Here is a 25,033-nt window from a genome sequence, read left to right on the forward strand (position 1 = left end):
CCGAACAATTAAATAATAACGGCTTTTTCTACTACTTCGACTAAACGGAAGCGTTTAGTAGCTGAAAGTGGGCGAGTTTCCATGATACGAACTACATCGCCGATCTTTGCCTCGTTTTGCTCATCATGAGCTTTGAACTTTTTAGAGTACTTAACGCGTTTACCGTATAATGGATGCTTTTTGTAAGTTTCAACAAGAACAGTAACAGTCTTATCCATCTTGTCAGAAACTACGCGTCCAGTGTAAACCTTACGTTGGTTACGTTCACTCATTCTGTGAACCTCCTCTCAGGTAATTACTTATTAACGCTGATTTCTCTTTCACGAACAACAGTCTTCATGCGAGCAATCGATTTGCGTACTTCACGAATACGAGCTGTATTTTCAAGTTGTCCTGTCGCCAATTGAAAGCGAAGGTTGAAAAGCTCTTCTTTTAAAGATTTTACTTTTTGTTCAATTTCTGCAGTGGTAAGGTCACGTAGTTCATTAGCTTTCACTTGATTCACCACCAATTTCTTCTCGTTTTACAAACTTACATTTAACTGGAAGTTTGTGCATTGCAAGTCGAAGTGCTTCACGAGCGATTTCTTCAGAAACGCCAGCAATTTCGAACATGATTTTTCCAGGCTTAACAACAGCTACCCAGCCTTCAGGAGCACCTTTACCGGAACCCATTCGGACTTCTAATGGCTTAGCAGTGTATGGCTTGTGAGGGAAAATTTTAATCCAAACTTTACCGCCACGTTTCATGTAACGTGTCATCGCAATACGAGCTGCTTCGATTTGACGGTTTGTGATCCAAGAAGCTTCAAGAGCTTGTAGGCCATATTCACCGAATGTTACTTCAGTACCGCCTTTAGCGTTCCCACGCATGTTACCACGGTGTTGACGGCGATATTTTACGCGTTTTGGCAATAACATGATTATTTGCCTCCTTCCGCATTTTTCTTCTTAGTAGGAAGGACTTCTCCCTTATAGATCCATACTTTTACGCCAAGCTTACCATATGTTGTATCAGCTTCAGCTGTAGCATAGTCAATATCAGCGCGAAGAGTATGAAGTGGAACAGTGCCCTCGCTGTATTGTTCAGAACGAGCGATATCAGCGCCGCCAAGACGACCAGATACCATTGTTTTGATACCTTTCGCACCAGCACGCATAGCACGTTGAATAACTTGCTTTTGTGCACGACGGAAAGATACACGGTTTTCTAATTGACGAGCAATATTTTCAGCAACTAGTTTCGCATCAAGATCAGCTCTCTTGATTTCAAGAATGTTGATGTGAACACGTTTGCCAGTTAGTTGATTTAAAGCTTTACGAAGTGCTTCAACTTCAGTACCGCCTTTACCGATAACCATACCAGGCTTAGCTGTATGGATTGTAACATTCACACGGTTAGCAGCACGTTCGATTTCAACTTTAGAAACAGAAGCATCTTTTAAACGTTTCGTGATATACTCACGAATTTTAAGGTCTTCGTGTAAAAGAGTAGCGAAGTCTTTACCTGCGTACCATTTAGATTCCCAATCACGGATGATTCCGATACGCAAACCGACTGGATTTACTTTTTGACCCACAGCTTATCCCTCCTTCTTTTCTGATAAAACGATTGTAATGTGGCTAGTGCGCTTGTTGATTTGGCTTGCACGGCCCATAGCGCGAGGACGGAAACGTTTAAGTGTCGGTCCTTCATCAACGAATGCTTGTGCAACAACTAGATTGTTAACGTCCATTTCATAGTTGTGCTCAGCATTTGCCATAGCTGATTTTAATACTTTTTCTACGATTGGAGAAGCAGCCTTAGGAGTGAGATTTAAAATCGCCACCGCTTCACCAACTTGCTTTCCTCGGATTAAATCAACGACTAAACGTGCTTTACGAGGAGCAATACGAACTGTTCTTGCAACAGCTTTAGCTTGCATTTGGATGCCCTCCTCTCTTAACGTCTTGTTTTCTTATCATCGTTACCGTGGCCTTTGTAAGCACGTGTTGGAGCGAATTCTCCAAGCTTGTGTCCTACCATGTCTTCAGTAACATATACAGGCACGTGTTTGCGACCATCATAAACAGCGATTGTGTGGCCGATAAATTGTGGGAAGATCGTAGAACGACGAGACCAAGTTTTAATAACTTGTTTACTGTCAGTTTCATTTAACTTTTCGACCTTAACCATTAAATGATCATCAACAAATGGTCCTTTTTTTAAGCTGCGACCCATGAAGGAACCTCCCTTCGTGACTGTTCTACGGTTCGTTCTTTGAACCGTAGTAAAGTCCCGTTATTTTTTACGACGACGTACAATAAACTTATCTGATTTGTTTTTCTTCTTGCGAGTTTTGTAACCAAGAGTTGGTTTACCCCAAGGAGTCATTGGAGACTTACGTCCGATTGGTGAACGTCCTTCACCACCACCGTGTGGGTGATCGTTAGGGTTCATAACTGATCCACGTACAGTTGGGCGTTTGCCTAACCAACGAGAACGACCAGCTTTACCAATGTTAATAAGTTCGTGTTGTTCGTTACCTACTTGACCGATAGATGCACGGCACTCAGAAAGGATCATACGAACTTCACCAGAAGTTAAACGTACTAGTACGTATTTACCTTCTTTACCAAGTACTTGAGCAGATGTACCAGCAGAACGAACTAACTGACCACCTTTACCTGGTTTTAATTCGATGTTGTGTACTACCGTACCAACAGGAATGTTAGCTAGTGGAAGTGCGTTACCCACTTTAATATCAGCTTCAGGACCTGACATTACTTCCATGCCAACTTGTAGATTTTTAGGAGCTAAGATATAACGCTTTTCTCCATCTACGTAATTGATTAATGCAATATTTGCAGAACGGTTTGGATCGTACTCGATAGTGGCAACGCGTCCTGGAATGCCATCTTTGTTACGTTTAAAATCGATAATACGATATTGACGCTTATGGCCGCCACCTTGATGACGAACAGTTAACTTACCTTGGTTATTACGGCCGCCTTTTCTCGTTAACGGAGCTAAAAGAGACTTTTCTGGAGTGCTAGTTGTGATTTCAGCGAAATCAGAAACTGTCATTCCGCGACGACCATTAGAGGTAGGTTTGTACTTTTTAATCGCCATTTTATTTCCCTCCTCTTCTTGATAGGTTCTTATGCTTCAAAGAATTCGATTTCTTTGCTATCAGCAGTTAATTTTACGATTGCTTTACGACGTTTGTTTGTGTATCCGCCGAATTTACCCATACGCTTGAACTTACCTTTGTAGTTCATGATGTTTACTTTCTCAACTTCAACGCCGAAGATTTCTTTAATTGCATCTTTGACTTGAGTTTTGTTAGCTCTAACATCTACTTCAAACGTATATTTCTTTTCAGCCATTAGGTCAGTAGAACGCTCAGTGATAACGGGGCGCTTAATGATATCGCGTGCATCCATTATGCAAGCACCTCCTCTACTTTTTCAACCGCTGCTTTAGTCATGATTAATTGATCATGATTAACAACATCTAATACGTTAATTCCATTAGCTGTTACTACTGTTACACCAGGAATGTTACGTGCAGAAAGTGCTACATTCTCATCTAGGTCAGCAGTTACAATCAAAGCTTTCTTTTCAACAGAAAGACCAGCTAATACAGCCTTGAATTCTTTTGTTTTTGGAGCTTCGAATGCTAAGCTTTCTAATACTAAGATATTTTCTTCTTGTACTTTAGAAGATAATGCAGATTTAATCGCTAAGCGACGTACTTTCTTTGGTAATGAATAGCTGTAGCTGCGTGGTGTTGGACCGAATACAGTACCACCTCCGCGCCATTGTGGAGAACGAATTGACCCTTGACGTGCACGGCCAGTTCCTTTTTGACGCCATGGTTTACGACCACCGCCGCGTACTTCAGAACGAATTTTAGTTTTATGAGTACCTTGACGTAATGAAGCTCTTTGCATAACAATTGCTTCAAATAATACGTGTTGGTTAGGCTCAATACCAAAAACTGTTTCATTAAGTTCGATTTCACCAACTTGTGAACCGTTTTGGTTTAATAATGCTACTTTAGGCATTCCTTGTTCCTCCTTTCTTAAGAACTATTTATGCTTTTACCGCACCTTTAATTTTTAATAATGCTTTTCTCGCACCTGGGACGTTACCTTTGATTAAAAGTAAGTTGCGTTCAGCATCAACTTTTACGATTTCAAGGTTTTGAACAGTAACTTGCTCTCCACCCATGCGTCCTGGTAATAATTTACCTTTGAATACACGGTTTGGAGCAACAGGTCCCATTGAACCAGGACGACGGTGATAACGAGAACCGTGAGCCATTGGGCCGCGTGATTGTCCGTGGCGCTTGATTGAGCCTTGGAAACCTTTACCCTTTGAGATTCCTGTTACATCTACGATATCGCCTGCTGCGAAAATATCAACTTTGACTTCTTGACCAACTTCATATGCTGCTAAGTCGTCTCCGCGGAATTCGCGAATGAAGCGCTTAGGAGCAGTACTTGCTTTAGCAACATGTCCTTTTTCAGGTTTGTTAGCTAACTTCTCACGCTTGTCTTCAAAACCAACTTGAACAGCTGTGTATCCATCAGTATCAACTGATTTCTTTTGAAGAACAACGTTTGGAGCTACCTCAACTACAGTTACAGGGATTAAGTTGCCGTTTTCTGCAAATACTTGAGTCATACCAATCTTTCTTCCTAAGATTCCTTTGGTCATTTAAGTCACACCTCCTGTAAATTATATGTTTATTTGATTAAAGTTTAATTTCAATATCAACGCCAGATGGTAAGTCTAAACGCATTAACGCATCAACTGTTTGTGGAGTTGGGTTAACGATATCGATTAGACGCTTATGAGTTCTCATTTCGAACTGCTCACGAGAATCTTTGTACTTATGCACCGCACGAAGGATCGTGTAAACAGACTTTTCAGTTGGTAACGGAATCGGACCAGATACTGACGCACCAGAACGTTTTGCTGTTTCAACGATTTTTTCTGCAGATTGATCAAGAATTCTGTGATCATAAGCTTTTAAACGGATACGAATCTTTTGTTTTGCCATTATTTTCCCTCCTTTATTCGCCTATTTTAAAAATAGACATTCTCAGTGAAAATTTCCCACACACTCGCCATGGCAAAGCGGCCGGGTGTGTCAGCAACCTTCCACCTCATCGCAGTCAAAGACCAACATTGTCTATTATACATAAAACATAAAACAAACGCAACATTAATTACGATTTTTTTAATTATGTTTTTGTATCGAACACTTTTCCTATTATAGCGGCTGAAAAATACTTTTTCAACTATTAATATCAATCTCCAATAATATCCTAATTTGAAATGCGGAAACGCCTTGGTCAGCCCCGATAGGAAAATGTTCTTCAGCAAGAAAAGTCCGCACTTTGACTTTTATTGCTGAAGAACATTTGACCCGAGGTGTAACAATCATCGCTTTATCAAGCCATGATTGTTACAAGATACTCACGGGAGATTATCCAGGAGGAAAACTGGCTAGGCGTTGGAGCTGGACAATTTTCATAGTTTAAGTTTTATTCTATTTATATAGAAGAAACTCGAATTTTTCTAGATATGAAGACACAAAAAAGCAGATGGATCGTCACCCATCTGCTTTTCTATATTAAAATTACTCAGTGATTGAAGTGATTGAACCTGAACCTACTGTACGGCCACCTTCACGAATAGAGAACTTAGTTCCTTCTTCGATCGCAACTGGAGCGATAAGCTCAACAGTCATTTCGATGTGGTCACCAGGCATTACCATTTCAGTACCTTCTGGAAGGTTACAGATACCAGTGATATCAGAAGTACGGAAATAGAATTGTGGACGGTAGTTTGAGAAGAATGGAGTGTGACGTCCACCTTCTTCTTTAGTTAAAACGTAAACTTGTGCTTTGAACTTTGTGTGTGGAGTGATTGATTTTGGCTTAGCCAAAACTTGTCCACGCTCGATTTCTTCACGAGCAACACCACGAAGAAGGGCACCAATGTTGTCACCAGCTTCAGCGTAATCAAGAAGCTTACGGAACATTTCTACACCTGTTACAGTAGTAGATTTTGGCTCTTCAGTGAAACCTACGATTTCAACTACGTCACCAACTTTAACTACACCACGCTCAACACGTCCTGTAGCAACTGTTCCACGACCAGTGATTGAGAATACGTCCTCAACTGGCATCATGAAAGGCTTGTCAGTGTCACGAGTTGGAGTTGGGATGAATTCGTCAACAGCAGCCATAAGTTCAAGAACTTTTTCTTCCCATGCTGCTTCACCTTCTAATGCTTTAAGAGCAGAACCTTTGATAACTGGAGTGTCATCGCCAGGGAAATCGTATTCTGATAATAGGTCACGAATTTCCATTTCTACTAATTCAAGTAGTTCTTCGTCATCAACCATATCACACTTGTTCATGAATACAACAAGGTAAGGTACGCCTACCTGACGAGAAAGAAGGATGTGCTCACGAGTTTGTGGCATTGGACCATCAGTAGCAGATACTACTAAGATACCGCCGTCCATTTGTGCAGCACCAGTGATCATGTTTTTAACATAGTCAGCGTGTCCTGGGCAGTCTACGTGTGCGTAGTGACGAGCGTCAGTTTCGTATTCAACGTGCGCAGTAGAGATTGTGATACCACGCTCTTTTTCTTCTGGAGCACCATCGATTTGATCGTATGCACGAGCTTCTGCTTTACCTGATTTCGCAAGTACAGAAGTGATTGCAGCAGTTAAAGTAGTTTTACCATGGTCAACGTGTCCGATTGTACCAATGTTAACGTGTGGCTTTGAACGGTCGAATTTAGCTTTTGCCATTTTGGAAAATCCTCCTTTGGATTATAAAAATTTAAGTATATTAGGTAGAAACTGTGAATATATGTATCCATATTTCACAGTTTCTATTCTTACATAAGTAGTTATACTTTAAACAAAGGTGAAAATCAATTATTCACCTTTATTTTTTTTGATAATTTCTTCAGAAACTGATTTTGGAACTTCTTCGTAGTGATCGAAGTGCATAGAGAATACTCCACGTCCTTGTGTACTTGAACGAAGTGCAGTTGCATAACCAAACATTTCTGAAAGTGGAACCATTGCACGAACTACTTGAGCATTACCACGAGCTTCCATACCTTCAACGCGGCCACGACGTGCAGTGATTTGACCCATGATATCACCTAAATATTCTTCAGGGATAACAACTTCAACCCTCATCATAGGTTCAAGGATTACTGGGCTACACTTAGACGCAGCATTCTTAAGTGCCATAGAAGCGGCAATCTTAAACGCCATTTCAGATGAGTCAACATCATGGTAAGAACCGTCAAATAGACGAGCTTTGATGTCTACTAACGGGAATCCAGCAAGAACTCCACGATCTAGAGCATCTTCAAGACCAGCTTGAACAGCAGGGATGTATTCACGAGGAACCACACCACCGACGATACCGTTTTCGAACTCGAATCCTTTACCTTCTTCGTTAGGTGAGAATTCAATCCAAACGTGACCGTATTGTCCACGACCACCAGATTGTCTAGCGAATTTACCTTCAACTTGTGCAGAAGCACGGAAAGTTTCGCGGTAAGCAACCTGTGGAGCACCTACATTAGCTTCAACTTTGAATTCACGACGCATACGGTCAACGATGATATCTAGGTGAAGTTCACCCATACCAGCGATGATAACTTGTCCAGTTTCCTGGTCAGTGTGCGCACGGAATGTTGGATCTTCTTCTTGTAGCTTTTGTAGTGCAGTAGTCATCTTGTCTTGGTCAGCTTTTGACTTAGGTTCAACAGAAAGTTGAATTACTGGCTCTGGGAATTGCATAGACTCAAGGATAACAGGGTTTTTGTCATCACATAGAGTATCACCAGTAGTTGTATCTTTCAAACCTACTGCAGCAGCGATGTCACCAGCATAAACCTTAGAGATTTCTTGACGGCTATTCGCGTGCATTTGTAGGATACGTCCGATACGCTCACGCTTGCCTTTAGTTGAGTTCTGAACGTATGATCCAGATTCTAAAGTACCAGAGTAAACGCGGAAGAACGTTAATTTACCAACATAAGGGTCAGTCATAACTTTAAATGCAAGAGCTGAGAATGGCTCTTCATCGCTAGAATGACGTTCAATTACATCTTCTTCATCATCAACTGCATGACCTTTGATTGCAGGTACATCTAGTGGAGATGGAAGGTAATCAATAACAGCATCTAACATTAACTGAACACCTTTGTTTTTGAAAGCTGATCCACAGATTACTGGATAGAATTCAACGTTAACAGTACCTTTACGAATTGCAGCTTTAATCTCTTCTTTAGAGATTTCTTCTCCGCCAAGGTATTTTTCCATTAACTCTTCATCTAATTCAGCTACTGCTTCAACTAGCTTTTCACGATATTCTTCAGCTTGCGCCATGAATTCTTCAGGGATTTCACGAACTTCAATATCAGTTCCTAAATCGTTACCGTAGAATACTGCATTCATTTCCACAAGGTCAATGATAGCTTCGAATTGATCTTCAGCACCGATTGGTAACTGAATTGGGTGTGCATTCGCTTGTAAACGGTCATGAATTGTACCTACTGAGTATAAGAAATCAGCACCAATTTTGTCCATTTTGTTTACGAATACTACACGTGGTACACCGTAAGTTGTTGCTTGGCGCCAAACTGTTTCAGTTTGAGGCTCAACACCAGACTGTGCATCTAGTACAGCTACCGCACCATCAAGTACACGTAGGGAACGTTCAACTTCAACCGTGAAGTCTACGTGTCCTGGTGTATCGATGATGTTTACGCGGTGGCCTTTCCATTGTGCAGTTGTTGCTGCGGAAGTGATTGTGATTCCGCGTTCTTGCTCCTGCTCCATCCAGTCCATCTGAGAAGCGCCTTCATGTGTTTCACCGATTTTATGAATCTTACCAGTGTAATAAAGAACACGCTCAGTGGTAGTCGTTTTACCGGCATCGATGTGAGCCATGATACCGATATTACGTGTGTTTGCTAAGGAGAACTCTCTTGCCATTGGGTCTTTCTCCTTCCTAGTTTGGAATGAAATTTTTTATATTGAAGGTTAGATTACCAACGATAGTGAGCAAATGCTTTATTTGCTTCAGCCATTTTGTGTGTATCTTCACGCTTCTTAACAGATGCACCAGTGTTGTTAGCTGCATCCATGATTTCATTAGCTAAACGCTCTTCCATCGTTTTTTCTCCACGAAGACGAGCGTAGTTTACTAACCAACGAAGACCAAGTGTTGTACGGCGATCAGGACGCACCTCAACTGGTACTTGGTAGTTTGCACCACCTACACGGCGAGCTCTAACTTCTAATACAGGCATGATGTTTTTCATAGCTGCTTCAAAAGTTTCCATTGGCTCTTTGCCAGTACGTTCGCGAATAGTATCGAACGCAGAGTAAAGAATTTCTTGAGATTTACCTCTTTTACCGTCAACCATCATTTTGTTGATTAAACGAGTAACTAATTTTGAATTGTAAAGTGGATCTGGTAACACGTCTCTTTTTGCTACAGGACCTTTACGTGGCATATTTTTTCCTCCTTTCAAAGAAGCTTTTATTAATGTAATTATTATTTCTTAGCAGCTTTTGGTCTCTTAGTACCATATTTAGAGCGACCTTGCATACGGTTGTTTACACCAGCAGTATCAAGTGCCCCACGTACGATGTGATAACGTACCCCTGGTAAGTCTTTTACACGTCCTCCGCGGATAAGAACAACACTGTGCTCTTGAAGGTTGTGGCCGATACCAGGAATGTATGCAGTCACCTCGATACCATTTGTCAAACGTACACGCGCATATTTACGTAACGCTGAGTTTGGTTTCTTTGGAGTCATTGTACCAACACGAGTACATACTCCGCGTTTTTGTGGTGAAGATACATTTGTTTGTGATTTCTTGAAGCTGTTATAACCTTTGTTTAACGCAGGTGATTTTGACTTTTCCTCTTTAGATTGACGAGGCTTGCGCACTAATTGGTTAATAGTAGGCATTTCATTTTCCTCCCTTCATTATTTGTAAGCCCACACATCCAGGTGGTTCATTTTTTTGCAAAAACAAAGTTTTTGCAGACTACTCTATCTACAAAAACAGTTTTTAACGGATAATTGCAACAGCTGCCGCACCAACTTCAATTCCACATGATCTTCCGAGTTTTTTCATCGAATCTACATGTAGAACCGGAACTTCCATGCCAAGAGCTACTTCAACGACTTTTGCTGTAACCTTTGTTTCAGCATCGCTTGCAACGATTAACTCTTGTACATTACCTTCCTTAAGTGCTTTAACTGCTTGTTTCGTTCCTATTACAAACTTATGTGCCTGTAATACTTTTTCATAAGACATAGAGTATATCCTCCAAAGTATCAGGTGAATAGGAGCACCTTTGATATAGTATCATCTTACCAAATAGATGTCAACAAATGTTTCGATATTTTATTCAAGACAGCAATTGGTAAATTTTATTCTTATGCTCTGTTAAATTGTCTGTTGATTTCCGCTCCAATCAATAGGAGATATATAATAAAAATCTTCTTTAACACAGCATATTCTTAAAATAGGGTACCTGCAGTATGCAGGTACCACTATGTTAATTAATCAATTGCAACGGTCTCTTCAGAAGTGGTATCACGAAGGACTGGCTCCGCTTTACGGTAGCGTTGCATACCTGTACCAGCAGGAACAAGCTTACCGATGATAACATTTTCCTTCAAGCCGAGTAATTCATCGCGCTTGCCTTTGATCGCTGCATCTGTAAGAACTCTTGTTGTTTCTTGGAAGGATGCTGCAGACAAGAATGAATCAGTTTCAAGAGATGCTTTTGTAATACCAAGCAATACTGGACGTCCTGTTGCCGGCATCTTGCCTTCAAGTAACGCCTTTTCATTTGCATCAGTAAATTGGTGAATATCAAGAAGTGTACCTGGAAGTACATCTGTTTCACCTGCATCACTTACACGGATTTTACGTAGCATCTGACGAACCATAACTTCAACGTGCTTATCGCCAATTTCTACCCCTTGCATACGGTATACTTTTTGTACTTCTCGCAATAGGTATTCTTGAACAGACGTCACGTCTTTCACTTTGATTAACTCTTTTGGATCAATAGAACCTTCAGTTAGTTCTTGACCACGAGCAACCTGGTCGTTGATCGCTACTTTTAAGCGTGCTGTATATGGAGCATTGTAAGTACGTGATTCAACTTCGCCTTGAACGACGATTTCATGTTGACGGTCACGTCCTTCATTAATTCCAACAACCACACCATCGATTTCAGAGATAACAGCTTGACCTTTAGGGTTACGCGCTTCGAAGATCTCTTGAATACGCGGTAAACCTTGGGTAATATCGTCTCCAGCAACACCACCGGTATGGAAAGTACGCATGGTTAACTGTGTTCCTGGTTCACCGATAGATTGGGCTGCAATAATACCTACTGCTTCACCCACTTCAACCTCTTGACCAGTCGCTAAGTTACGGCCATAACACTTCTTACATACACCATGGCGTGTATTACAAGTAAATGCTGAACGAATTTTTACTGTATCAATTCCTGCTCCGACGATGATTTCCGCTAGGTCTTCAGTAATCAAGCCATTTTCAGGAACAAGTACTTCTTTTGTTTCTGGGTGTTTAATAGCATTACGTGCATAACGTCCAATTAAACGTTCATCCAGACCTTCGATGATTTCTGTACCATCCTTTAATGCGCTGATTGTAAAGCCACGGTCAGTTCCACAATCATCTTCACGAACAATAACATCTTGAGCAACGTCAACAAGACGACGTGTTAAGTAACCAGAGTCAGCTGTTTTAAGTGCTGTATCGGCAAGACCTTTACGCGCACCGTGTGTAGAGATAAAGTACTCTAATACTGTTAAGCCTTCACGGAAACTTGATTTGATTGGTAACTCAATGATACGACCAGCCGGGTTGGCCATCAGACCACGCATACCAGCAAGCTGTGTAAAGTTAGATGCGTTACCACGGGCACCAGAGTCACTCATCATGAAGATTGGGTTTGTCTTATTTAAGGATTTCATCAGTTTTCCTTGAATAACATCCTTTGCTTGAGACCAAATCGCAATAACACGATCATAACGCTCATCTTCAGTGATAAGACCGCGTCTGAATTGCTTCGTCACGTTATCTACTTTACCTTGAGCTTCTTGTAGGATTTGCTGTTTCTCACCAAGTACGACGATATCAGCAACACCAACAGTAATACCCGCTTTTGTTGAATGTTTAAATCCAAGGTCTTTCATGCGGTCAAGCATTTTGGACGTTTCAGTGATTTTGAATCGCTTAAATACTTCAGCAATAATATTACCAAGGATTTTCTTTTTAAATGGATCTACCAATGGCATCTCTTTAATCTTAGCTTGAACGTCCTCACCTTTTTCCACGAAATATTTCGCAGGTGTTTCCACTTCAAGATTATGTCGAGTAGGCTCATTGATATATGGGAATGACTTTGGAAGAATCTCGTTAAAAATAAGCTTACCAACTGTAGTGATTAATAGCTTATTATTTTGTTCTTCAGTGAATGTCTCATTTCCTAACGATCCAGCATGTACAGCTACACGTGTATGGAAATGTACGAAACCGTTTTGATACGCAAGAATAGCTTCATTTGTATCTTTGAAAATCATACCCTCGCCGACTGCGCCTTCACGCTCTAGTGTTAAGTAATAATTACCTAATACCATATCCTGTGAAGGAGTAACAACCGGTTTACCATCCTTAGGGTTTAGGATGTTTTGTGCAGCAAGCATTAGAAGTCTTGCTTCTGCTTGCGCTTCAGATGATAGTGGTACGTGAACAGCCATTTGGTCACCATCGAAGTCCGCATTGTACGCTGTACATACAAGAGGGTGTAGACGAATTGCTCTTCCTTCAACAAGTGTTGGTTCAAATGCCTGGATCCCTAATCTATGCAAAGTAGGGGCACGGTTTAAGAGAACTGGATGCTCTCTAATGACATCTTCAAGGACATCCCACACATCGGGCGATACTCGTTCAATTTTACGCTTAGCTGATTTAATATTATGCGCTAAGCCTTTTTCAACAAGCTCCTTCATAACAAATGGTTTGAAAAGTTCAAGAGCCATTTCTTTAGGAAGACCGCATTGGTACATTTTTAAGTTTGGACCTACTACGATAACCGAACGACCAGAATAGTCAACACGTTTACCAAGTAAGTTTTGACGGAAACGTCCTTGTTTACCCTTTAACATATGTGAAAGAGATTTTAATGGACGGTTACCAGGACCTGTAACAGGACGGCCACGACGACCGTTATCAATCAATGCATCTACTGCTTCTTGGAGCATACGCTTTTCGTTTTGAACGATAATGCTAGGTGCACCAAGGTCTAATAAACGCTTTAATCGGTTGTTACGGTTAATTACTCGACGATACAAATCGTTTAAGTCAGAAGTAGCAAATCTACCACCATCCAATTGAACCATTGGACGAAGTTCAGGAGGAATAACAGGCAGTACGTCAAGAATCATCCAATCAGGCTCATTACCAGAACCACGGAATGCTTCTAAAACTTCAAGGCGTTTAATTGCACGTGTACGGCGTTGACCTTGTGCTGTTTTAAGTTCTTCCTTTAAAATGTCTACTTCTTTATTTAAGTCGATATCCGAAAGAAGCTTTTTAATCGCCTCTGCACCCATGGAAGCTTGGAATTTGTTTCCGTACTTTTCACGATAGGCACGATATTCTTTCTCTGATAAAAGTTGCTTTTTATCAAGAGCTGTATCTCCTGATTCAGTTACAACATAAGAAGCAAAATAAATAACTTCCTCTAATGCACGAGGGGACATATCAAGAACAAGTCCCATTCGGCTTGGGATTCCTTTGAAATACCAAATATGTGATACTGGTGCTGCAAGTTCGATGTGACCCATACGCTCACGGCGAACCTTTGCACGAGTTACTTCAACTCCACAACGGTCACAAACGACACCTTTGTAACGGACACGCTTATATTTACCACAGTGACATTCCCAATCCTTTGTTGGACCGAAAATGCGCTCACAGAATAAACCGTCCTTTTCTGGCTTCAACGTACGATAGTTAATGGTTTCTGGCTTTTTGACTTCTCCGAATGACCATGAACGGATTTTATCCGGTGAAGCAAGACCAATTTTCATATACTCAAAATTATTAACGTCAAGCAAGGGGCCTACCTCCCTTTCGATCTTCAGGTTCTACCCTTAGTGCGTTTTTAAAAAAATACAGCGCACACACATATTTGTTGTGCGCTGTAGCTTAGATATTGATTTGATTACTCTTTCGAACCTACTTTTTCAGATTCAAGGCTTGGAGCATCTTGGATAATGTTCAACGTATCGACTTGTTGTAAGTCATCCTCGTCTTCCATATCGCGCATTTCTATTTCTTCTTCATCACCAGATAGGATTTTAACATCCATACCTAAGCTTTGAAGTTCTTTGATTAATACTTTGAATGATTCTGGAACCCCTGGTTCCGGAACATTTTCACCTTTGACAATGGCTTCATACGTTTTCACACGACCAACCACGTCATCAGACTTAACTGTAAGAATTTCTTGAAGAGTATATGCAGCACCGTAAGCTTCAAGTGCCCAAACCTCCATCTCACCGAAACGCTGTCCACCAAATTGTGCTTTACCACCAAGTGGCTGCTGCGTAACAAGAGAGTATGGTCCAGTTGAACGAGCATGAAGTTTATCGTCAACCATGTGCGCAAGTTTGATCATATACATGACACCAACGGATACACGGTTATCGAATGGTTCTCCGGAGCGGCCATCATATAAGACAGTTTTCGCATCTCGAGCCATACCTGCTTCTTCAATTGTTCCCCAAACATCTTCCTCACGCGCTCCATCAAATACCGGTGTAGCAACGTGAATATTAAGTGCTCTTGCAGCCATACCAAGGTGAAGCTCCAGCACCTGTCCGATGTTCATACGTGAAGGTACCCCTAATGGGTTTAACATGATATCAACTGGTGTACCATCTGGTAAATAAGGCATATCTTCTTCTGGTAAAATTCTTGAGATTACCCCTTTGTTACCATGTCGACCCGCCATTTTATCTCCTTCATGAATCTTACGCTTCTGAACGATATAAACGCGGACAAGCTGGTTAACACCTGGTGGCAGTTCATCGCCATCTTCACGATTGAAGACTTTAACATCATGAACAATACCGCCGCCGCCATGTGGCACACGTAATGATGTATCACGTACTTCACGAGCTTTTTCTCCAAAGATTGCATGTAATAGACGTTCTTCAGCCGTTAATTCCGTTACACCTTTAGGTGTTACTTTACCAACTAGAAGGTCACCATCTTTTACTTCCGCACCTGTACGAATAATACCGCGTTCATCCAAGTTACGAAGTGCATCTTCACCAACGTTTGGAATATCACGAGTTATTTCTTCAGGCCCTAGCTTTGTATCACGAGATTCTGACTCGTATTCTTCAATATGAATGGATGTATATACATCATCTTTTACAAGACGTTCACTCATAATGATCGCATCTTCATAGTTGTAACCATCCCAAGTCATGAAGGCAACTAGAACGTTACGTCCAAGCGCTAACTCACCAAGTTCCATAGAAGGACCATCAGCAAGAATTTCGCCTTTTTTCACTCGGTCGCCAACAGCCACAATCGGACGTTGGTTGTAACAAGTTCCTTGGTTAGAACGAATGAATTTTAACAATCGATATTTTTTAAGATCGCCTTTTACTTCTTGGCCATCTACTTCTTTCATTTCACGAACCCAAACTTCACGGGCTTCTACGTGCTCCACGATACCGTCAGTCTTACAAATAACGGCTGCACCGGAGTCTTTTCCGGATACATATTCCATACCTGTACCCACTCTTGGAGCCTCTGGCTGCATAAGAGGTACTGCTTGACGTTGCATGTTCGCACCCATCAAAGCACGGTTGGAGTCATCGTTTTCAAGGAATGGAATACAAGCTGTTGCCGCAGAAACAACCTGTTTAGGTGATACATCCATGTAGTCGATACGGTCACGGTTTACCACTGTGTTCTCACCGCGGAAACGTGCAACAATATCTGCATCAATGAACGAACCGTCATCACCAAGACGGGAATTCGCCTGTGCTACTACATAGTTATCTTCTTCATCCGCTGTTAAGTAATCGATACGGCTTGTTACCTTGCCTGTGTCAGGATCTACACGACGGTAAGGTGTTTCAATAAAGCCGAAACGGTTTACTTTTGCATAGGATGAAAGTGAGTTAATCAATCCGATGTTCGGACCTTCCGGTGTCTCAATCGGACACATACGGCCATAGTGAGAGTAGTGAACGTCACGTACTTCAAAGCCTGCACGCTCACGTGTTAAACCACCAGGTCCTAGTGCTGATAGACGACGCTTATGTGTTAACTCAGCAAGTGGATTCGTTTGATCCATGAACTGAGATAACTGAGAGCTTCCGAAGAACTCTTTAATTGATGCGATAACAGGACGAATATTAATTAACTGTTGTGGTGTGATTGTTGCCGTATCTTGAATGGACATTCTTTCGCGAACAACACGTTCCATACGGGATAAACCAATACGGAATTGGTTTTGCAGCAATTCACCAACAGAACGAAGACGTCTGTTACCTAAGTGATCGATATCATCAGTATCGCCTACTCCATGTAATAAGTTGAAGAAATAGCTGATTGATGCAATGATATCTGCAGGAGTGATATTTTTAATTGGTTCTGCCACATAGGCATTACCCAATACATTAATTACTTTTTCGTTCTCATCACCAGGTGCATAAATCTTGATGCCCTGTAGGATGATTTCATCTTCAACCACACCGCCAGCAGGATTAAAGCCTTTGAAATTAACGTTCTTTTCAAGAGCAGGAATAATTCTATCAAGGTTTCTTCTATCTAGAACTGTTCCTTTTTCTGCGATAATTTCACCTGTTTCAGGATCAGCAAGTGATTCTGCTAAACGTTGGTTAAATAGACGATTTTTAATATGAAGCTTCTTGTTAATTTTATAGCGTCCTACATTTGCAAGGTCGTAGCGCTTTGGATCAAAGAAGCGTGAAACTAATAGACTCTTCGCATTTTCTACAGTAGGCGGTTCACCTGGACGTAGACGCTCATAGATTTCAAGGAGCGCTTTATCTACACCTTCCGTGTTATCCTTCTCTAGCGTATTACGAATGTACTCGTTGTCACCGATCAATTCAATGATTTCTTGATCAGATCCGAAGCCTAATGCACGCAAAAGAACCGTAACGGGCAGTTTCCGAGTACGATCTATTCTCACATATACGACATCTTTGGCATCTGTTTCATACTCAAGCCAAGCGCCGCGGTTCGGAATTACAGTCGCTGTAAAACCCTTTTTACCATTTTTATCAAGTTTTCCACTAAAGTAAACGCTCGGTGAACGCACTAATTGGGAAACAATAACGCGTTCAGCTCCATTGATGACGAACGTACCCGTTTCAGTCATAAGTGGGAAATCACCCATGAATACATCTTGATCTTTTACTTCGCCTGTTTCTTTGTTTACAAGACGTACTTTTACACGTAATGGAGCAGAATATGTAACGTCCCGTTCTTTTGATTCTTCTACAGAATACTTTGGATCGCCAAGGCTGTAATCAATAAATTCCAGTGATAGGTTACCAGTAAAGTCTTCAATTGGTGAAATATCTTGGAAGATTTCACGCAATCCCTCATCCAGAAACCATTGATATGAAGAGGTTTGGATTTCAATAAGATTTGGTAATTCTAAAACTTCACTGATTCGTGCGTAACTTCTTCGTTGGCGGTGTCGTCCATACTGAACTAGTTGACCTGTCAACTGATTCACCCCTCAAATCAAGCGTTTTTTATTAAATCTATTAACGTCTAGCGGAAGGTAAAATATACCTTCACATTAGACAAAAAGAAAAAGGGTTTTTTACTCAAAAACCACATTTTCACATTTTGACTATTATTTTGTCATCATTTCCTTCTTATCCGCTTTTTATACTTAAAACATAAGTATTTTTTAAGGAATAATTCGGAAATTATTATGATGGCATTTTATAATGCTAACACAACGAAAATACCAAGTCAACTACTTTATTGCTTTTATAATAAAATAGCCTTTGGTTTTGTCAATAGTCTCTACGTCGGAAAATAGTGTCTTTAATTTTTCAATGGCAGATGGTGCACCTTGCTTCTTTTGAATAACTACCCACAGCTCTCCATTTGAAACAAGATGATTGTAGCTTTGTTCAAAGATTTCATGCACAGTCTTTTTACCTGCTCGAATTGGCGGGTTGGTTAGTATGGCAGCAAATTGCGATTCTTTCACACTTAACAATCTGTCACTTTCATACACTTCAACATTTTCAATCTTATTTAAGATTGCATTTTCTTTCGCCAGTTGAATCGCCCGTTCGTTCACATCAACCATATGAACAACCCGGTCAGGATACTGTTTCGCGATAGACAAGCCGATTGGACCGTAGCCACAGCCAACATCCAGAACATTTCCTTCTGTCTGTGGTATTTCAAAAGACTCAATTAATAAACGTGAGCCAAAATCTACTTCTCTTTTTGAAAAGACACCGTTATCCGTCTTGAAGCGGAAGAGATTGTTTTTCAATGTGAAATCCCAGAATTTCGGATCACTTTCAACCTTTTGGGTACGAGAATAGTAGTGTTCAGACATAAAGCTCACCTCCTGAGGAGTATATATTGAAGAAAAACGAGGAATTCCATTTTTTCGAGAGCTCCGTTTTTAATTAGCCAAAAAAAGCCCGCTTATACAGCGAGCTTTTTTATATGGTTATTACTTAACTTCAACGTTAGCTCCAACTTCATCAAGCTTAGCTTTGATTGCTTCAGCTTCTTCTTTAGAAACGCCTTCTTTAAGTGGCTTTGGAGTGTTGTCAACAAGATCTTTTGCTTCTTTAAGACCAAGACCAGTGATTTCACGAACAACTTTGATAACCTTGATTTTTTGGTCTCCAGCGCCAGCTAGGATAACGTCGAATTCTGTTTTTTCTTCAACAGCAGCAGCACCAGCTCCGCCTACCATTGCTACAGGAGCAGCAGCAGTTACGCCGAATTCTTCTTCGATTGCTTTTACAAGATCGTTAAGTTCTAAAACAGTCATAGATTTAACTGCTTCAATGATTTGTTCTTTAGTCATGATTAAGTTTCCTCCTTAAATTTGGTTACAATTTATTTTGTTAGGCTGTTAGCTTTAACTTACGCGCCTTGTTCTTCTTTTTGATCTGCAACTGCTTTTGTTGCAAGAGCAAGATTGCGAATTGGTGCTTGTAGTACGCTGAGTAACATAGAAAGCAACCCTTCGCGTGATGGTAGGTCAGCAAGAGCTTTAATTTCTTCAGCTGATGCGACGTTCCCTTCGATAACACCTGCTTTTAACTCAAGTGCTTCATGCTTTTTAGCAAAGTCATTCAAGATTTTTGCTGGTGCTACAACATCTTCAGTACTGAACGCGATTGCGTTAGGACCTGTTAATGCTTCATTTAAGCCAGAAAGCTCAGCAGCATCAGCAGCACGGCGTACCATTGAATTCTTGTAAACTTTGAATTCAACACCAGCTTCGCGAAGTTGTTTACGTAGTTCAGTTACTTCAGCAACTGTAAGACCACGGTAATCAACAACTACAGTTGATACACTCGCTTTGAACTTATCAGTAATTTCGTCAACTAATTGCTTTTTTACTTCGATTGCACTGCTCATCTTTACACCTCCTGTAGATTGTCTACATTTATACCAGGCAAGTAAAAGCCTCCATATCAAGCAAACGACATGGAGGCAGCATACAACAGCCGAATCAATTCAGCCAATTCTATCGCATTACCTCGGCAGGTTATTAAGCTATAAGCCCCTGCTGTCTACAGTACAAATGTTTATTATATCAAACAACAAAATACATTATATAAAATGCATTCCGGAATGTCAATTGGTAAAAATTACTTAACTGTAACTGAAGAAGGATCTACCTTCACGCCAGGTCCCATAGTTGAAGCAACAGTAACGTTCTTCATGTAAGTACCTTTTGCAGCTGCAGGCTTAACTTTTAGCATTGTTTCAAACACTGTTTGGAAGTTTTCAACAAGCTTTTCGTTTTCGAAAGATGCTTTACCGATTGGAACATGAATGTTACCAGACTTGTCAACACGGTATTCAACTTTACCTGCTTTGATTTCGTTGATCGCTCTTGTTACATCAAATGTAACTGTACCTGTTTTAGGGTTTGGCATTAAGCCTTTAGGTCCTAATACACGTCCAAGTTTACCAACTTCACCCATCATGTCAGGAGTTGCTACGATTACATCAAATTCAAACCAACCTTGTTGGATTTTGTTGATGTATTCAGAATCACCTACATAATCAGCGCCAGCTGCTTCTGCTTCTTTCACTTTCTCACCCTTCGCGAATACTAATACGCGTTGAGTTTTACCAGTTCCGTTTGGAAGCACAACTGCACCACGGATTTGTTGGTCAGCTTTCTTAGGGTCAACACCTAAGCGGAAAGCCACTTCAAGAGTAGCGTCAAACTTAGTGAAGTTAGTTTTCTTTGCTAGGTCAATTGCTTCTGCAATTGGGTATGCTGTTAAACGATCTACAAGCTTTGCAGCTTCTAAATACTTTTTACCTTTTTTAGCCATTTTTATTTCCTCCTAGATTGTGGTTTTAGCGGAATAACCTCCCACGAATAAAGGTTGCGCATCAACGCAACCCCACTCATTACAAACAGTTACACGGATTAGTCTTCGATAACGATACCCATGCTGCGTGCAGTACCTTCAACCATGCGCATTGCTGCTTCAACGCTAGCTGCGTTAAGGTCAGGCATTTTTTGTTCCGCAATCTCGCGTACTTTATCACGCTTTACTGTTGCTACTTTATTACGGTTAGGCTGGCCTGAACCAGACTGGATTCCAGCTGCTACTTTCAAAAGAACGGCAGCAGGAGGAGTTTTCGTAATAAATGTAAATGAACGGTCTTCAAATACCGTGATTTCAACAGGGATAATCAAACCAGCTTGATCTGCTGTACGGGCGTTAAATTCTTTACAGAATCCCATAATGTTAACACCTGCTTGACCTAATGCAGGACCAACCGGTGGCGCTGGGTTTGCTTTACCAGCAGGGATTTGTAATTTAACCATCTTAATTACTTTTTTAGCCACGAGACACACCTCCTTAAAGTCCGTGATGTGGTTAATGGGGTTTTTTACCCCTCCCACTCAACAATAGTCTTTATATTATAATCATAAAGAACTTTACAAAAGTCTTGTCTCCATTGGAGACATACTGACCTATGAAATATTACCACTTTTTAAAAATGATTTCAAGTTTTTTTACAATATCAGATTATTTTTCTTTAAAAAACACCATTCACAGATATTTATTATAGTTTTTCAATCTGTGTAAAATCAAGCTCCACTGGGGTATCACGGCCAAACATATTAACAAGAACTTTAAGTTTTGCTTTATCTTTGTCCATTTCTTCAACAGAACCAGTGAAGTTTGCAAATGGGCCTTCTTTAACGCGGACTGTTTCACCAATTTCATAGTCAACATCGACGCGTTTTTCTTCTACACCCATACGTTTCAATAATACAGTTACTTCTTCTGGTAATAACGGAGTTGGTTTTGATCCTGATCCAGCCGACCCGACGAATCCAGTTACTCCAGGTGTATTACGAACAACATACCAGGAATCGTCTGTCATAACAATCTCAACTAATACGTAACCTGGGAACACTTTACGCTTTACTACTTTTTTCTTACCGTTTTTAATTTCTGTTTCTTCTTCTTCTGGAACGACTACGCGGAAGATTTTATCTGCCATACCCATTGATTCAACACGTTTTTCAAGGTTGGCTTTTACTTTGTTTTCATAACCAGAGTAAGTATGAACTACATACCAATTCTTTTCCATTTAAGAGGACTAGATGTCCGTCCCTCCCTATTTCTTTAAAATACAAACTATTTTTTAAGCAAATAAAAAACCCGTCAAAACGGGCTTTTAGCTAAAATTTCCTTTGATGTTTACCATTATACCATGAAAGTTGGTTTATTATTCAAGAATTAAACGAATCAATTTTGAAATTCCTAAATCAAGAACAGCAAAGAATGCTGCGAAAAAAACAACAGTCGATAAAACAGTAGCAGTAGAACGAACTAGCTCACTGCGCTTTGGCCAGCTTACTTTTCTCATTTCACGAGCAATATCACTGAAAAACTTCGTTATGCGATTCATATCTGTAACCCCCAAAATCTAAAAAATAACTGCAAAAATCTATCTGAATTATTTTGTTTCCCGGTGGATTGTATGGGTGGCGCAGGTTTTACAGAACTTTTTCAACTCTAATCTTTCTGTTTGTTCCTGCTTGCTGACGGTCGAATAATTCCTTGAGCCACAATCAGCACATGCAAGAATTACTTTTTTACTCATATTCGACACCTTCAAACAATTTTCTTTTATATCCTCAAAAATGTAACATGACCCCTACTTAAAGTCAATATCATTGGGAGCGGATTCACCAGAATGCCATTTCCTCTTTTTGTTAATTTATAATGAGAATTCGCGAATTTCTAAATACCGTTCCAGCTTTCTTTTTACACGCTGCAGGGCGTTATCAATCGATTTCACGTGACGGTTTAGCTCCTCAGAGATCTCTTGATAGGACTGACCATCCAAATAAAGAGCCAGTACTTTTCTTTCTAAATCGCTTAATAATTCAGTCATTTTAATTTCTATGTGATCAAATTCTTCTTGATTAATGATCAATTCTTCCGGATCCAGTACCTTTGCACCAGATAAGACATCCATCAATGTACGATCGGACTCTTCATCATATATAGGCTTGTCCAAAGATACATAAGAGTTTAACGGAATGTGTTTTTGCCGGGTTGCGGTCTTAATAGCTGTAATAATCTGACGTGTGATACACAGCTCAGCAAATGCCTTAAAGGAAGTAAGCTTGTCCTCACGGAAATCACGAATAGCCTTATAAAGCCCAATCATTCCTTCTTGAACAATATCCTCTTTATCTGCTCCAATTAAAAAATAGGACCTTGCTTTTGCACGTACAAAATTACGATACTTATGGATTAAATAATCCAATGCCTCACTATCACCTTGGTGCACTAAATCGACTATTTCCTCATCTTCCATTACGAAAAAATGTTCGTTGACCTTTGTCCCGAAGTCCGTACTCAAGTAGATCCCCTCCACCGAACAAGCATAGATACTAATATTATACATTAGAAAATTTTTGAAGTCTATCGCTCATTTCTGTCCTCGGCGCCATTTTTCAAAAATTTCTGCAAGTTCCTCACTGATCGGTATTTTGGATACGGGTTTTTTCTCTTGAATTTTCTTTACGCTTTTTTCAATTCCCTTTTCTATGGTCGACATTTCAATGAGCAGCTCTCGAGCGGATTTCCTGAGGGCTCCTTGTCCAAAAATGGCCCATTGTTCCGTAAAATCAGATGTCGCTACATGAATCTGTGTCTTACGATTACTAAGGCTAATGGCCATTTTCTCAATCCGCTCATCGGCTGTTTCATTTTCTTTCGTAAAAATAACTTCTACCTGATGGTTCTTATATTTCTTTTCTGTTCCTTGCACAAAATGGGCATCAAATACAACAATGACACGAAAACCCGAGAACGCTTGATATTCAGCCATTCTTTCTATCAGCCGATCGCGTGCAGCTGGTAAATCCCTTTCCTTCAGCACCCTTAGCTCCGGCCAGGCTCCGATAATGTTATATCCGTCGACAAGCAGAATATCCATAAAACTACCTCTCGAGAGGATTGCGTTTACGGTATACCTCATACATGAGCAAAGATGCTGCAACTGAGGCATTTAGAGAGGTGACCTTTCCTACCATTGGCAAATTGATAAGGAAATCACATTTGTCCCGAATAAGTCGTCCCATTCCTTTTCCTTCACTGCCAATTACCAAGCCAAGTGGGAGTGTTCCATCCAACTGTCGATAATCTAACTCTCCCTTAGCATCCGTACCAGCAATCCATAATCCTCGTTCCTTTAATTCATCGATGGTACGTGCCATATTGGTAACACGTGCTACTGGTATATACTCAATCGCTCCTGTTGAGGCTTTTGCAACCGTGGCAGTCAGCCCAACTGCCCTTCGCTTGGGAATGATAATACCGTGTGCGCCTACTGCATCTGCCGTCCGCATGATGGATCCCAGATTATGCGGGTCCTCAATTTCATCCAACAGTAAAAAGAACGGTGTTTCATTTCTCTTTTCTGCCGCTTGGAATAAGTCATCAATTTCTGCATATTGATAGGCAGCCACGTATGCAAGGACTCCCTGATGGTTTTCATCCGAAATTTGATCAATCTTTTTCTTTGGCACAAACTGAACAAGCACGTTCGCTTCTTTAGCTAATTGGGTAATTTGCTGCATTTGACCACGCTGCGATCCTTCAGCAATTAATATTTTATTAATATCCCTCTCTGATTTAAGGGCTTCAATGACTGGATTTTTTCCTACGATATATTCCTGACTCATCCAACTGTACCTCCTTTCTGTTCTTCAACATAGGTAAAGGCTTTTTCAATAAGCTCTTCTAGACGCTCTGTCCGGCCCTGTAAAAACAAGTACCCCATCAATGCTTCAAAGGCAGTGCTGTAACGATAGGTTTGAACATCCGTATTTTTGGGGACTGTCCCTGATTTCGCATTTCTTCCTCGCATAACTACGGCCGTTTCTTCTTCGGTTAGCAGATGTGCATCCATCATTTGAAAAAGAATGTGACATTGGGCTTTCGCCGAGACATACTGGGTTCCGGCACGGTGTAAATGATGCGGTCTTACTTTCCCGCTAAAGAGCAGGTGACGTCTGACATACGTTTCAAAGACCGCATCTCCCATATAAGCAAGTGCAAGGCTATTCAATTGTTTAGCATCAACTGTTTCTTCGTACTCAAGCATGC

The 25,033-nt window shown here is 40.7% G+C and carries 30 protein-coding genes and 1 other annotated feature; all 30 genes read right to left on the minus strand.

Annotation, left to right across the window (positions count from 1 at the left end; translation table 11 throughout):
• Positions 1 to 8: 8 nt before the first annotated feature.
• Positions 9 to 272: a 30S ribosomal protein S17 gene (rpsQ, locus tag QE429_RS00595; protein WP_023626421.1), complete on the minus strand. Its 264-nt coding sequence runs from the start codon at positions 270 to 272 to the stop codon at positions 9 to 11.
• Between the two features lie 23 nt (positions 273 to 295).
• Entirely contained in the window at positions 296 to 496 is a 201-nt protein-coding gene (gene rpmC / locus QE429_RS00600; RefSeq protein ID WP_040203247.1) for a 50S ribosomal protein L29, read from the minus strand.
• Complete coding sequence (gene rplP / locus QE429_RS00605; RefSeq protein WP_307282803.1) at positions 486 to 920, minus strand: 50S ribosomal protein L16; 435 nt, start codon at positions 918 to 920, stop codon at positions 486 to 488. The genes rpmC and rplP overlap by 11 nt, the downstream gene beginning before the upstream one ends.
• A 2-nt stretch (positions 921 to 922) precedes the next feature.
• Entirely contained in the window at positions 923 to 1,579 is a 657-nt protein-coding gene (rpsC, locus tag QE429_RS00610) for a 30S ribosomal protein S3 (protein ID WP_307282805.1), read from the minus strand.
• A gap of 3 nt (positions 1,580 to 1,582) precedes the next feature.
• Positions 1,583 to 1,924, minus strand: a complete 342-nt coding sequence (rplV, locus tag QE429_RS00615) for a 50S ribosomal protein L22 (protein WP_042453964.1) — start codon at positions 1,922 to 1,924, stop codon at positions 1,583 to 1,585.
• A gap of 17 nt (positions 1,925 to 1,941) precedes the next feature.
• A complete protein-coding gene (gene rpsS, locus QE429_RS00620) occupies positions 1,942 to 2,220 on the minus strand; it encodes a 30S ribosomal protein S19 (RefSeq protein WP_098573673.1) in 279 nt (92 codons plus the stop codon).
• A 60-nt stretch (positions 2,221 to 2,280) separates the two neighbouring features.
• Entirely contained in the window at positions 2,281 to 3,111 is an 831-nt protein-coding gene (gene rplB, locus QE429_RS00625) for a 50S ribosomal protein L2 (protein WP_307282815.1), read from the minus strand.
• 29 nt (positions 3,112 to 3,140) lie between these two features.
• Positions 3,141 to 3,428: a 50S ribosomal protein L23 gene (gene rplW, locus QE429_RS00630; RefSeq protein WP_307290695.1), complete on the minus strand. Its 288-nt coding sequence runs from the start codon at positions 3,426 to 3,428 to the stop codon at positions 3,141 to 3,143.
• Entirely contained in the window at positions 3,425 to 4,048 is a 624-nt protein-coding gene (gene rplD, locus QE429_RS00635; protein ID WP_307282817.1) for a 50S ribosomal protein L4, read from the minus strand. The genes rplW and rplD overlap by 4 nt, the downstream gene beginning before the upstream one ends.
• A 28-nt stretch (positions 4,049 to 4,076) precedes the next feature.
• The gene (rplC, locus tag QE429_RS00640) at positions 4,077 to 4,703 is read right to left on the minus strand and encodes a 50S ribosomal protein L3 (protein WP_307282820.1); all 627 of its coding nucleotides are present in this window, start codon (positions 4,701 to 4,703) and stop codon (positions 4,077 to 4,079) included.
• Between the two features lie 37 nt (positions 4,704 to 4,740).
• On the minus strand, positions 4,741 to 5,049 hold the full coding sequence (gene rpsJ, locus QE429_RS00645) for a 30S ribosomal protein S10 (RefSeq protein ID WP_003156464.1): 309 nt from the start codon (positions 5,047 to 5,049) through the stop codon (positions 4,741 to 4,743).
• A gap of 582 nt (positions 5,050 to 5,631) precedes the next feature.
• Positions 5,632 to 6,819, minus strand: a complete 1,188-nt coding sequence (tuf, locus tag QE429_RS00650) for an elongation factor Tu (RefSeq protein WP_307282823.1) — start codon at positions 6,817 to 6,819, stop codon at positions 5,632 to 5,634.
• 129 nt (positions 6,820 to 6,948) lie between these two features.
• Complete coding sequence (gene fusA / locus QE429_RS00655; RefSeq protein ID WP_307282825.1) at positions 6,949 to 9,030, minus strand: elongation factor G; 2,082 nt, start codon at positions 9,028 to 9,030, stop codon at positions 6,949 to 6,951.
• Positions 9,031 to 9,083: 53 nt separating this feature from the next.
• Positions 9,084 to 9,554, minus strand: coding sequence for a 30S ribosomal protein S7 (rpsG, locus tag QE429_RS00660; protein WP_307282828.1), 471 nt, complete (start codon positions 9,552 to 9,554; stop codon positions 9,084 to 9,086).
• A 41-nt stretch (positions 9,555 to 9,595) separates the two neighbouring features.
• Positions 9,596 to 10,018 carry a 30S ribosomal protein S12 gene (gene rpsL, locus QE429_RS00665; RefSeq protein ID WP_026565517.1) on the minus strand — a complete coding sequence of 141 codons (423 nt, stop codon included), beginning with the start codon at positions 10,016 to 10,018 and terminating at the stop codon, positions 9,596 to 9,598.
• A gap of 103 nt (positions 10,019 to 10,121) precedes the next feature.
• A complete protein-coding gene (locus QE429_RS00670) occupies positions 10,122 to 10,370 on the minus strand; it encodes a 50S ribosomal protein L7ae-like protein (RefSeq protein WP_307282836.1) in 249 nt (82 codons plus the stop codon).
• A gap of 248 nt (positions 10,371 to 10,618) precedes the next feature.
• Positions 10,619 to 14,218 (minus strand): DNA-directed RNA polymerase subunit beta', encoded by a 3,600-nt coding sequence (gene rpoC / locus QE429_RS00675; RefSeq protein ID WP_307282838.1) that lies wholly within the window; start codon positions 14,216 to 14,218, stop codon positions 10,619 to 10,621.
• Positions 14,219 to 14,325: 107 nt separating this feature from the next.
• The gene (gene rpoB, locus QE429_RS00680; RefSeq protein WP_307282841.1) at positions 14,326 to 17,886 is read right to left on the minus strand and encodes a DNA-directed RNA polymerase subunit beta; all 3,561 of its coding nucleotides are present in this window, start codon (positions 17,884 to 17,886) and stop codon (positions 14,326 to 14,328) included.
• Between the two features lie 258 nt (positions 17,887 to 18,144).
• A complete protein-coding gene (locus tag QE429_RS00685) occupies positions 18,145 to 18,744 on the minus strand; it encodes a class I SAM-dependent methyltransferase (RefSeq protein ID WP_307282844.1) in 600 nt (199 codons plus the stop codon).
• 120 nt (positions 18,745 to 18,864) lie between these two features.
• The gene (rplL, locus tag QE429_RS00690; RefSeq protein WP_283921055.1) at positions 18,865 to 19,227 is read right to left on the minus strand and encodes a 50S ribosomal protein L7/L12; all 363 of its coding nucleotides are present in this window, start codon (positions 19,225 to 19,227) and stop codon (positions 18,865 to 18,867) included.
• Positions 19,228 to 19,286: 59 nt separating this feature from the next.
• Positions 19,287 to 19,787: a 50S ribosomal protein L10 gene (rplJ, locus tag QE429_RS00695; protein WP_307282849.1), complete on the minus strand. Its 501-nt coding sequence runs from the start codon at positions 19,785 to 19,787 to the stop codon at positions 19,287 to 19,289.
• Between the two features lie 33 nt (positions 19,788 to 19,820).
• Positions 19,821 to 19,966: a sequence feature (ribosomal protein L10 leader region), on the minus strand.
• Positions 19,967 to 20,020: 54 nt separating this feature from the next.
• Entirely contained in the window at positions 20,021 to 20,719 is a 699-nt protein-coding gene (gene rplA, locus QE429_RS00700) for a 50S ribosomal protein L1 (RefSeq protein ID WP_307282851.1), read from the minus strand.
• Positions 20,720 to 20,817: 98 nt separating this feature from the next.
• The gene (gene rplK / locus QE429_RS00705) at positions 20,818 to 21,243 is read right to left on the minus strand and encodes a 50S ribosomal protein L11 (protein ID WP_043931588.1); all 426 of its coding nucleotides are present in this window, start codon (positions 21,241 to 21,243) and stop codon (positions 20,818 to 20,820) included.
• Positions 21,244 to 21,464: 221 nt separating this feature from the next.
• Entirely contained in the window at positions 21,465 to 21,998 is a 534-nt protein-coding gene (nusG, locus tag QE429_RS00710; RefSeq protein WP_307282855.1) for a transcription termination/antitermination protein NusG, read from the minus strand.
• 138 nt (positions 21,999 to 22,136) lie between these two features.
• Positions 22,137 to 22,319 (minus strand): preprotein translocase subunit SecE, encoded by a 183-nt coding sequence (secE, locus tag QE429_RS00715; protein ID WP_307282859.1) that lies wholly within the window; start codon positions 22,317 to 22,319, stop codon positions 22,137 to 22,139.
• Between the two features lie 48 nt (positions 22,320 to 22,367).
• Complete coding sequence (gene rpmG / locus QE429_RS00720; RefSeq protein WP_307282861.1) at positions 22,368 to 22,514, minus strand: 50S ribosomal protein L33; 147 nt, start codon at positions 22,512 to 22,514, stop codon at positions 22,368 to 22,370.
• Between the two features lie 117 nt (positions 22,515 to 22,631).
• Complete coding sequence (gene sigH, locus QE429_RS00725; protein WP_335544677.1) at positions 22,632 to 23,282, minus strand: RNA polymerase sporulation sigma factor SigH; 651 nt, start codon at positions 23,280 to 23,282, stop codon at positions 22,632 to 22,634.
• 69 nt (positions 23,283 to 23,351) lie between these two features.
• The gene (locus tag QE429_RS00730) at positions 23,352 to 23,861 is read right to left on the minus strand and encodes an NYN domain-containing protein (RefSeq protein WP_307282865.1); all 510 of its coding nucleotides are present in this window, start codon (positions 23,859 to 23,861) and stop codon (positions 23,352 to 23,354) included.
• A 4-nt stretch (positions 23,862 to 23,865) separates the two neighbouring features.
• A complete protein-coding gene (rlmB, locus tag QE429_RS00735; protein ID WP_307282867.1) occupies positions 23,866 to 24,609 on the minus strand; it encodes a 23S rRNA (guanosine(2251)-2'-O)-methyltransferase RlmB in 744 nt (247 codons plus the stop codon).
• Positions 24,606 to 25,031 (minus strand): Mini-ribonuclease 3, encoded by a 426-nt coding sequence (locus tag QE429_RS00740; protein ID WP_307282870.1) that lies wholly within the window; start codon positions 25,029 to 25,031, stop codon positions 24,606 to 24,608. The genes rlmB and QE429_RS00740 overlap by 4 nt, the downstream gene beginning before the upstream one ends.
• Positions 25,032 to 25,033 lie beyond the last annotated feature (2 nt).

It is taken from the genome of Bacillus sp. SORGH_AS_0510, assembly GCF_030818775.1.
Lineage (GTDB): Bacteria > Bacillota > Bacilli > Bacillales > Cytobacillaceae > Neobacillus.

Bases quoted from the DNA above. Each gene is read 5' to 3' on its own strand.
- rpsQ (WP_023626421.1), bottom strand. From the start codon at position 272: ATGAGTGAACGTAACCAACGTAAGGTTTACACTGGACGCGTAGTTTCT.
- rplP (WP_307282803.1), bottom strand. From the start codon at position 920: ATGTTATTGCCAAAACGCGTAAAATATCGCCGTCAACACCGTGGTAAC.
- rplV (WP_042453964.1), bottom strand. From the start codon at position 1,924: ATGCAAGCTAAAGCTGTTGCAAGAACAGTTCGTATTGCTCCTCGTAAA.
- rpsS (WP_098573673.1), bottom strand. From the start codon at position 2,220: ATGGGTCGCAGCTTAAAAAAAGGACCATTTGTTGATGATCATTTAATG.
- rplB (WP_307282815.1), bottom strand. From the start codon at position 3,111: ATGGCGATTAAAAAGTACAAACCTACCTCTAATGGTCGTCGCGGAATG.
- rplD (WP_307282817.1), bottom strand. From the start codon at position 4,048: ATGCCTAAAGTAGCATTATTAAACCAAAACGGTTCACAAGTTGGTGAA.
- rplC (WP_307282820.1), bottom strand. From the start codon at position 4,703: ATGACCAAAGGAATCTTAGGAAGAAAGATTGGTATGACTCAAGTATTT.
- rpsJ (WP_003156464.1), bottom strand. From the start codon at position 5,049: ATGGCAAAACAAAAGATTCGTATCCGTTTAAAAGCTTATGATCACAGA.
- tuf (WP_307282823.1), bottom strand. From the start codon at position 6,819: ATGGCAAAAGCTAAATTCGACCGTTCAAAGCCACACGTTAACATTGGT.
- fusA (WP_307282825.1), bottom strand. From the start codon at position 9,030: ATGGCAAGAGAGTTCTCCTTAGCAAACACACGTAATATCGGTATCATG.
- rpsG (WP_307282828.1), bottom strand. From the start codon at position 9,554: ATGCCACGTAAAGGTCCTGTAGCAAAAAGAGACGTGTTACCAGATCCA.
- rpsL (WP_026565517.1), bottom strand. From the start codon at position 10,018: ATGCCTACTATTAACCAATTAGTGCGCAAGCCTCGTCAATCTAAAGAG.
- QE429_RS00670 (WP_307282836.1), bottom strand. From the start codon at position 10,370: ATGTCTTATGAAAAAGTATTACAGGCACATAAGTTTGTAATAGGAACG.
- QE429_RS00685 (WP_307282844.1), bottom strand. From the start codon at position 18,744: ATGTCTGAACACTACTATTCTCGTACCCAAAAGGTTGAAAGTGATCCG.
- rplL (WP_283921055.1), bottom strand. From the start codon at position 19,227: ATGACTAAAGAACAAATCATTGAAGCAGTTAAATCTATGACTGTTTTA.
- rplJ (WP_307282849.1), bottom strand. From the start codon at position 19,787: ATGAGCAGTGCAATCGAAGTAAAAAAGCAATTAGTTGACGAAATTACT.
- rplA (WP_307282851.1), bottom strand. From the start codon at position 20,719: ATGGCTAAAAAAGGTAAAAAGTATTTAGAAGCTGCAAAGCTTGTAGAT.
- nusG (WP_307282855.1), bottom strand. From the start codon at position 21,998: ATGGAAAAGAATTGGTATGTAGTTCATACTTACTCTGGTTATGAAAAC.
- secE (WP_307282859.1), bottom strand. From the start codon at position 22,319: ATGAATCGCATAACGAAGTTTTTCAGTGATATTGCTCGTGAAATGAGA.
- rpmG (WP_307282861.1), bottom strand. From the start codon at position 22,514: ATGAGTAAAAAAGTAATTCTTGCATGTGCTGATTGTGGCTCAAGGAAT.
- QE429_RS00730 (WP_307282865.1), bottom strand. From the start codon at position 23,861: ATGGATATTCTGCTTGTCGACGGATATAACATTATCGGAGCCTGGCCG.
- rlmB (WP_307282867.1), bottom strand. From the start codon at position 24,609: ATGAGTCAGGAATATATCGTAGGAAAAAATCCAGTCATTGAAGCCCTT.
- QE429_RS00740 (WP_307282870.1), bottom strand. From the start codon at position 25,031: ATGCTTGAGTACGAAGAAACAGTTGATGCTAAACAATTGAATAGCCTT.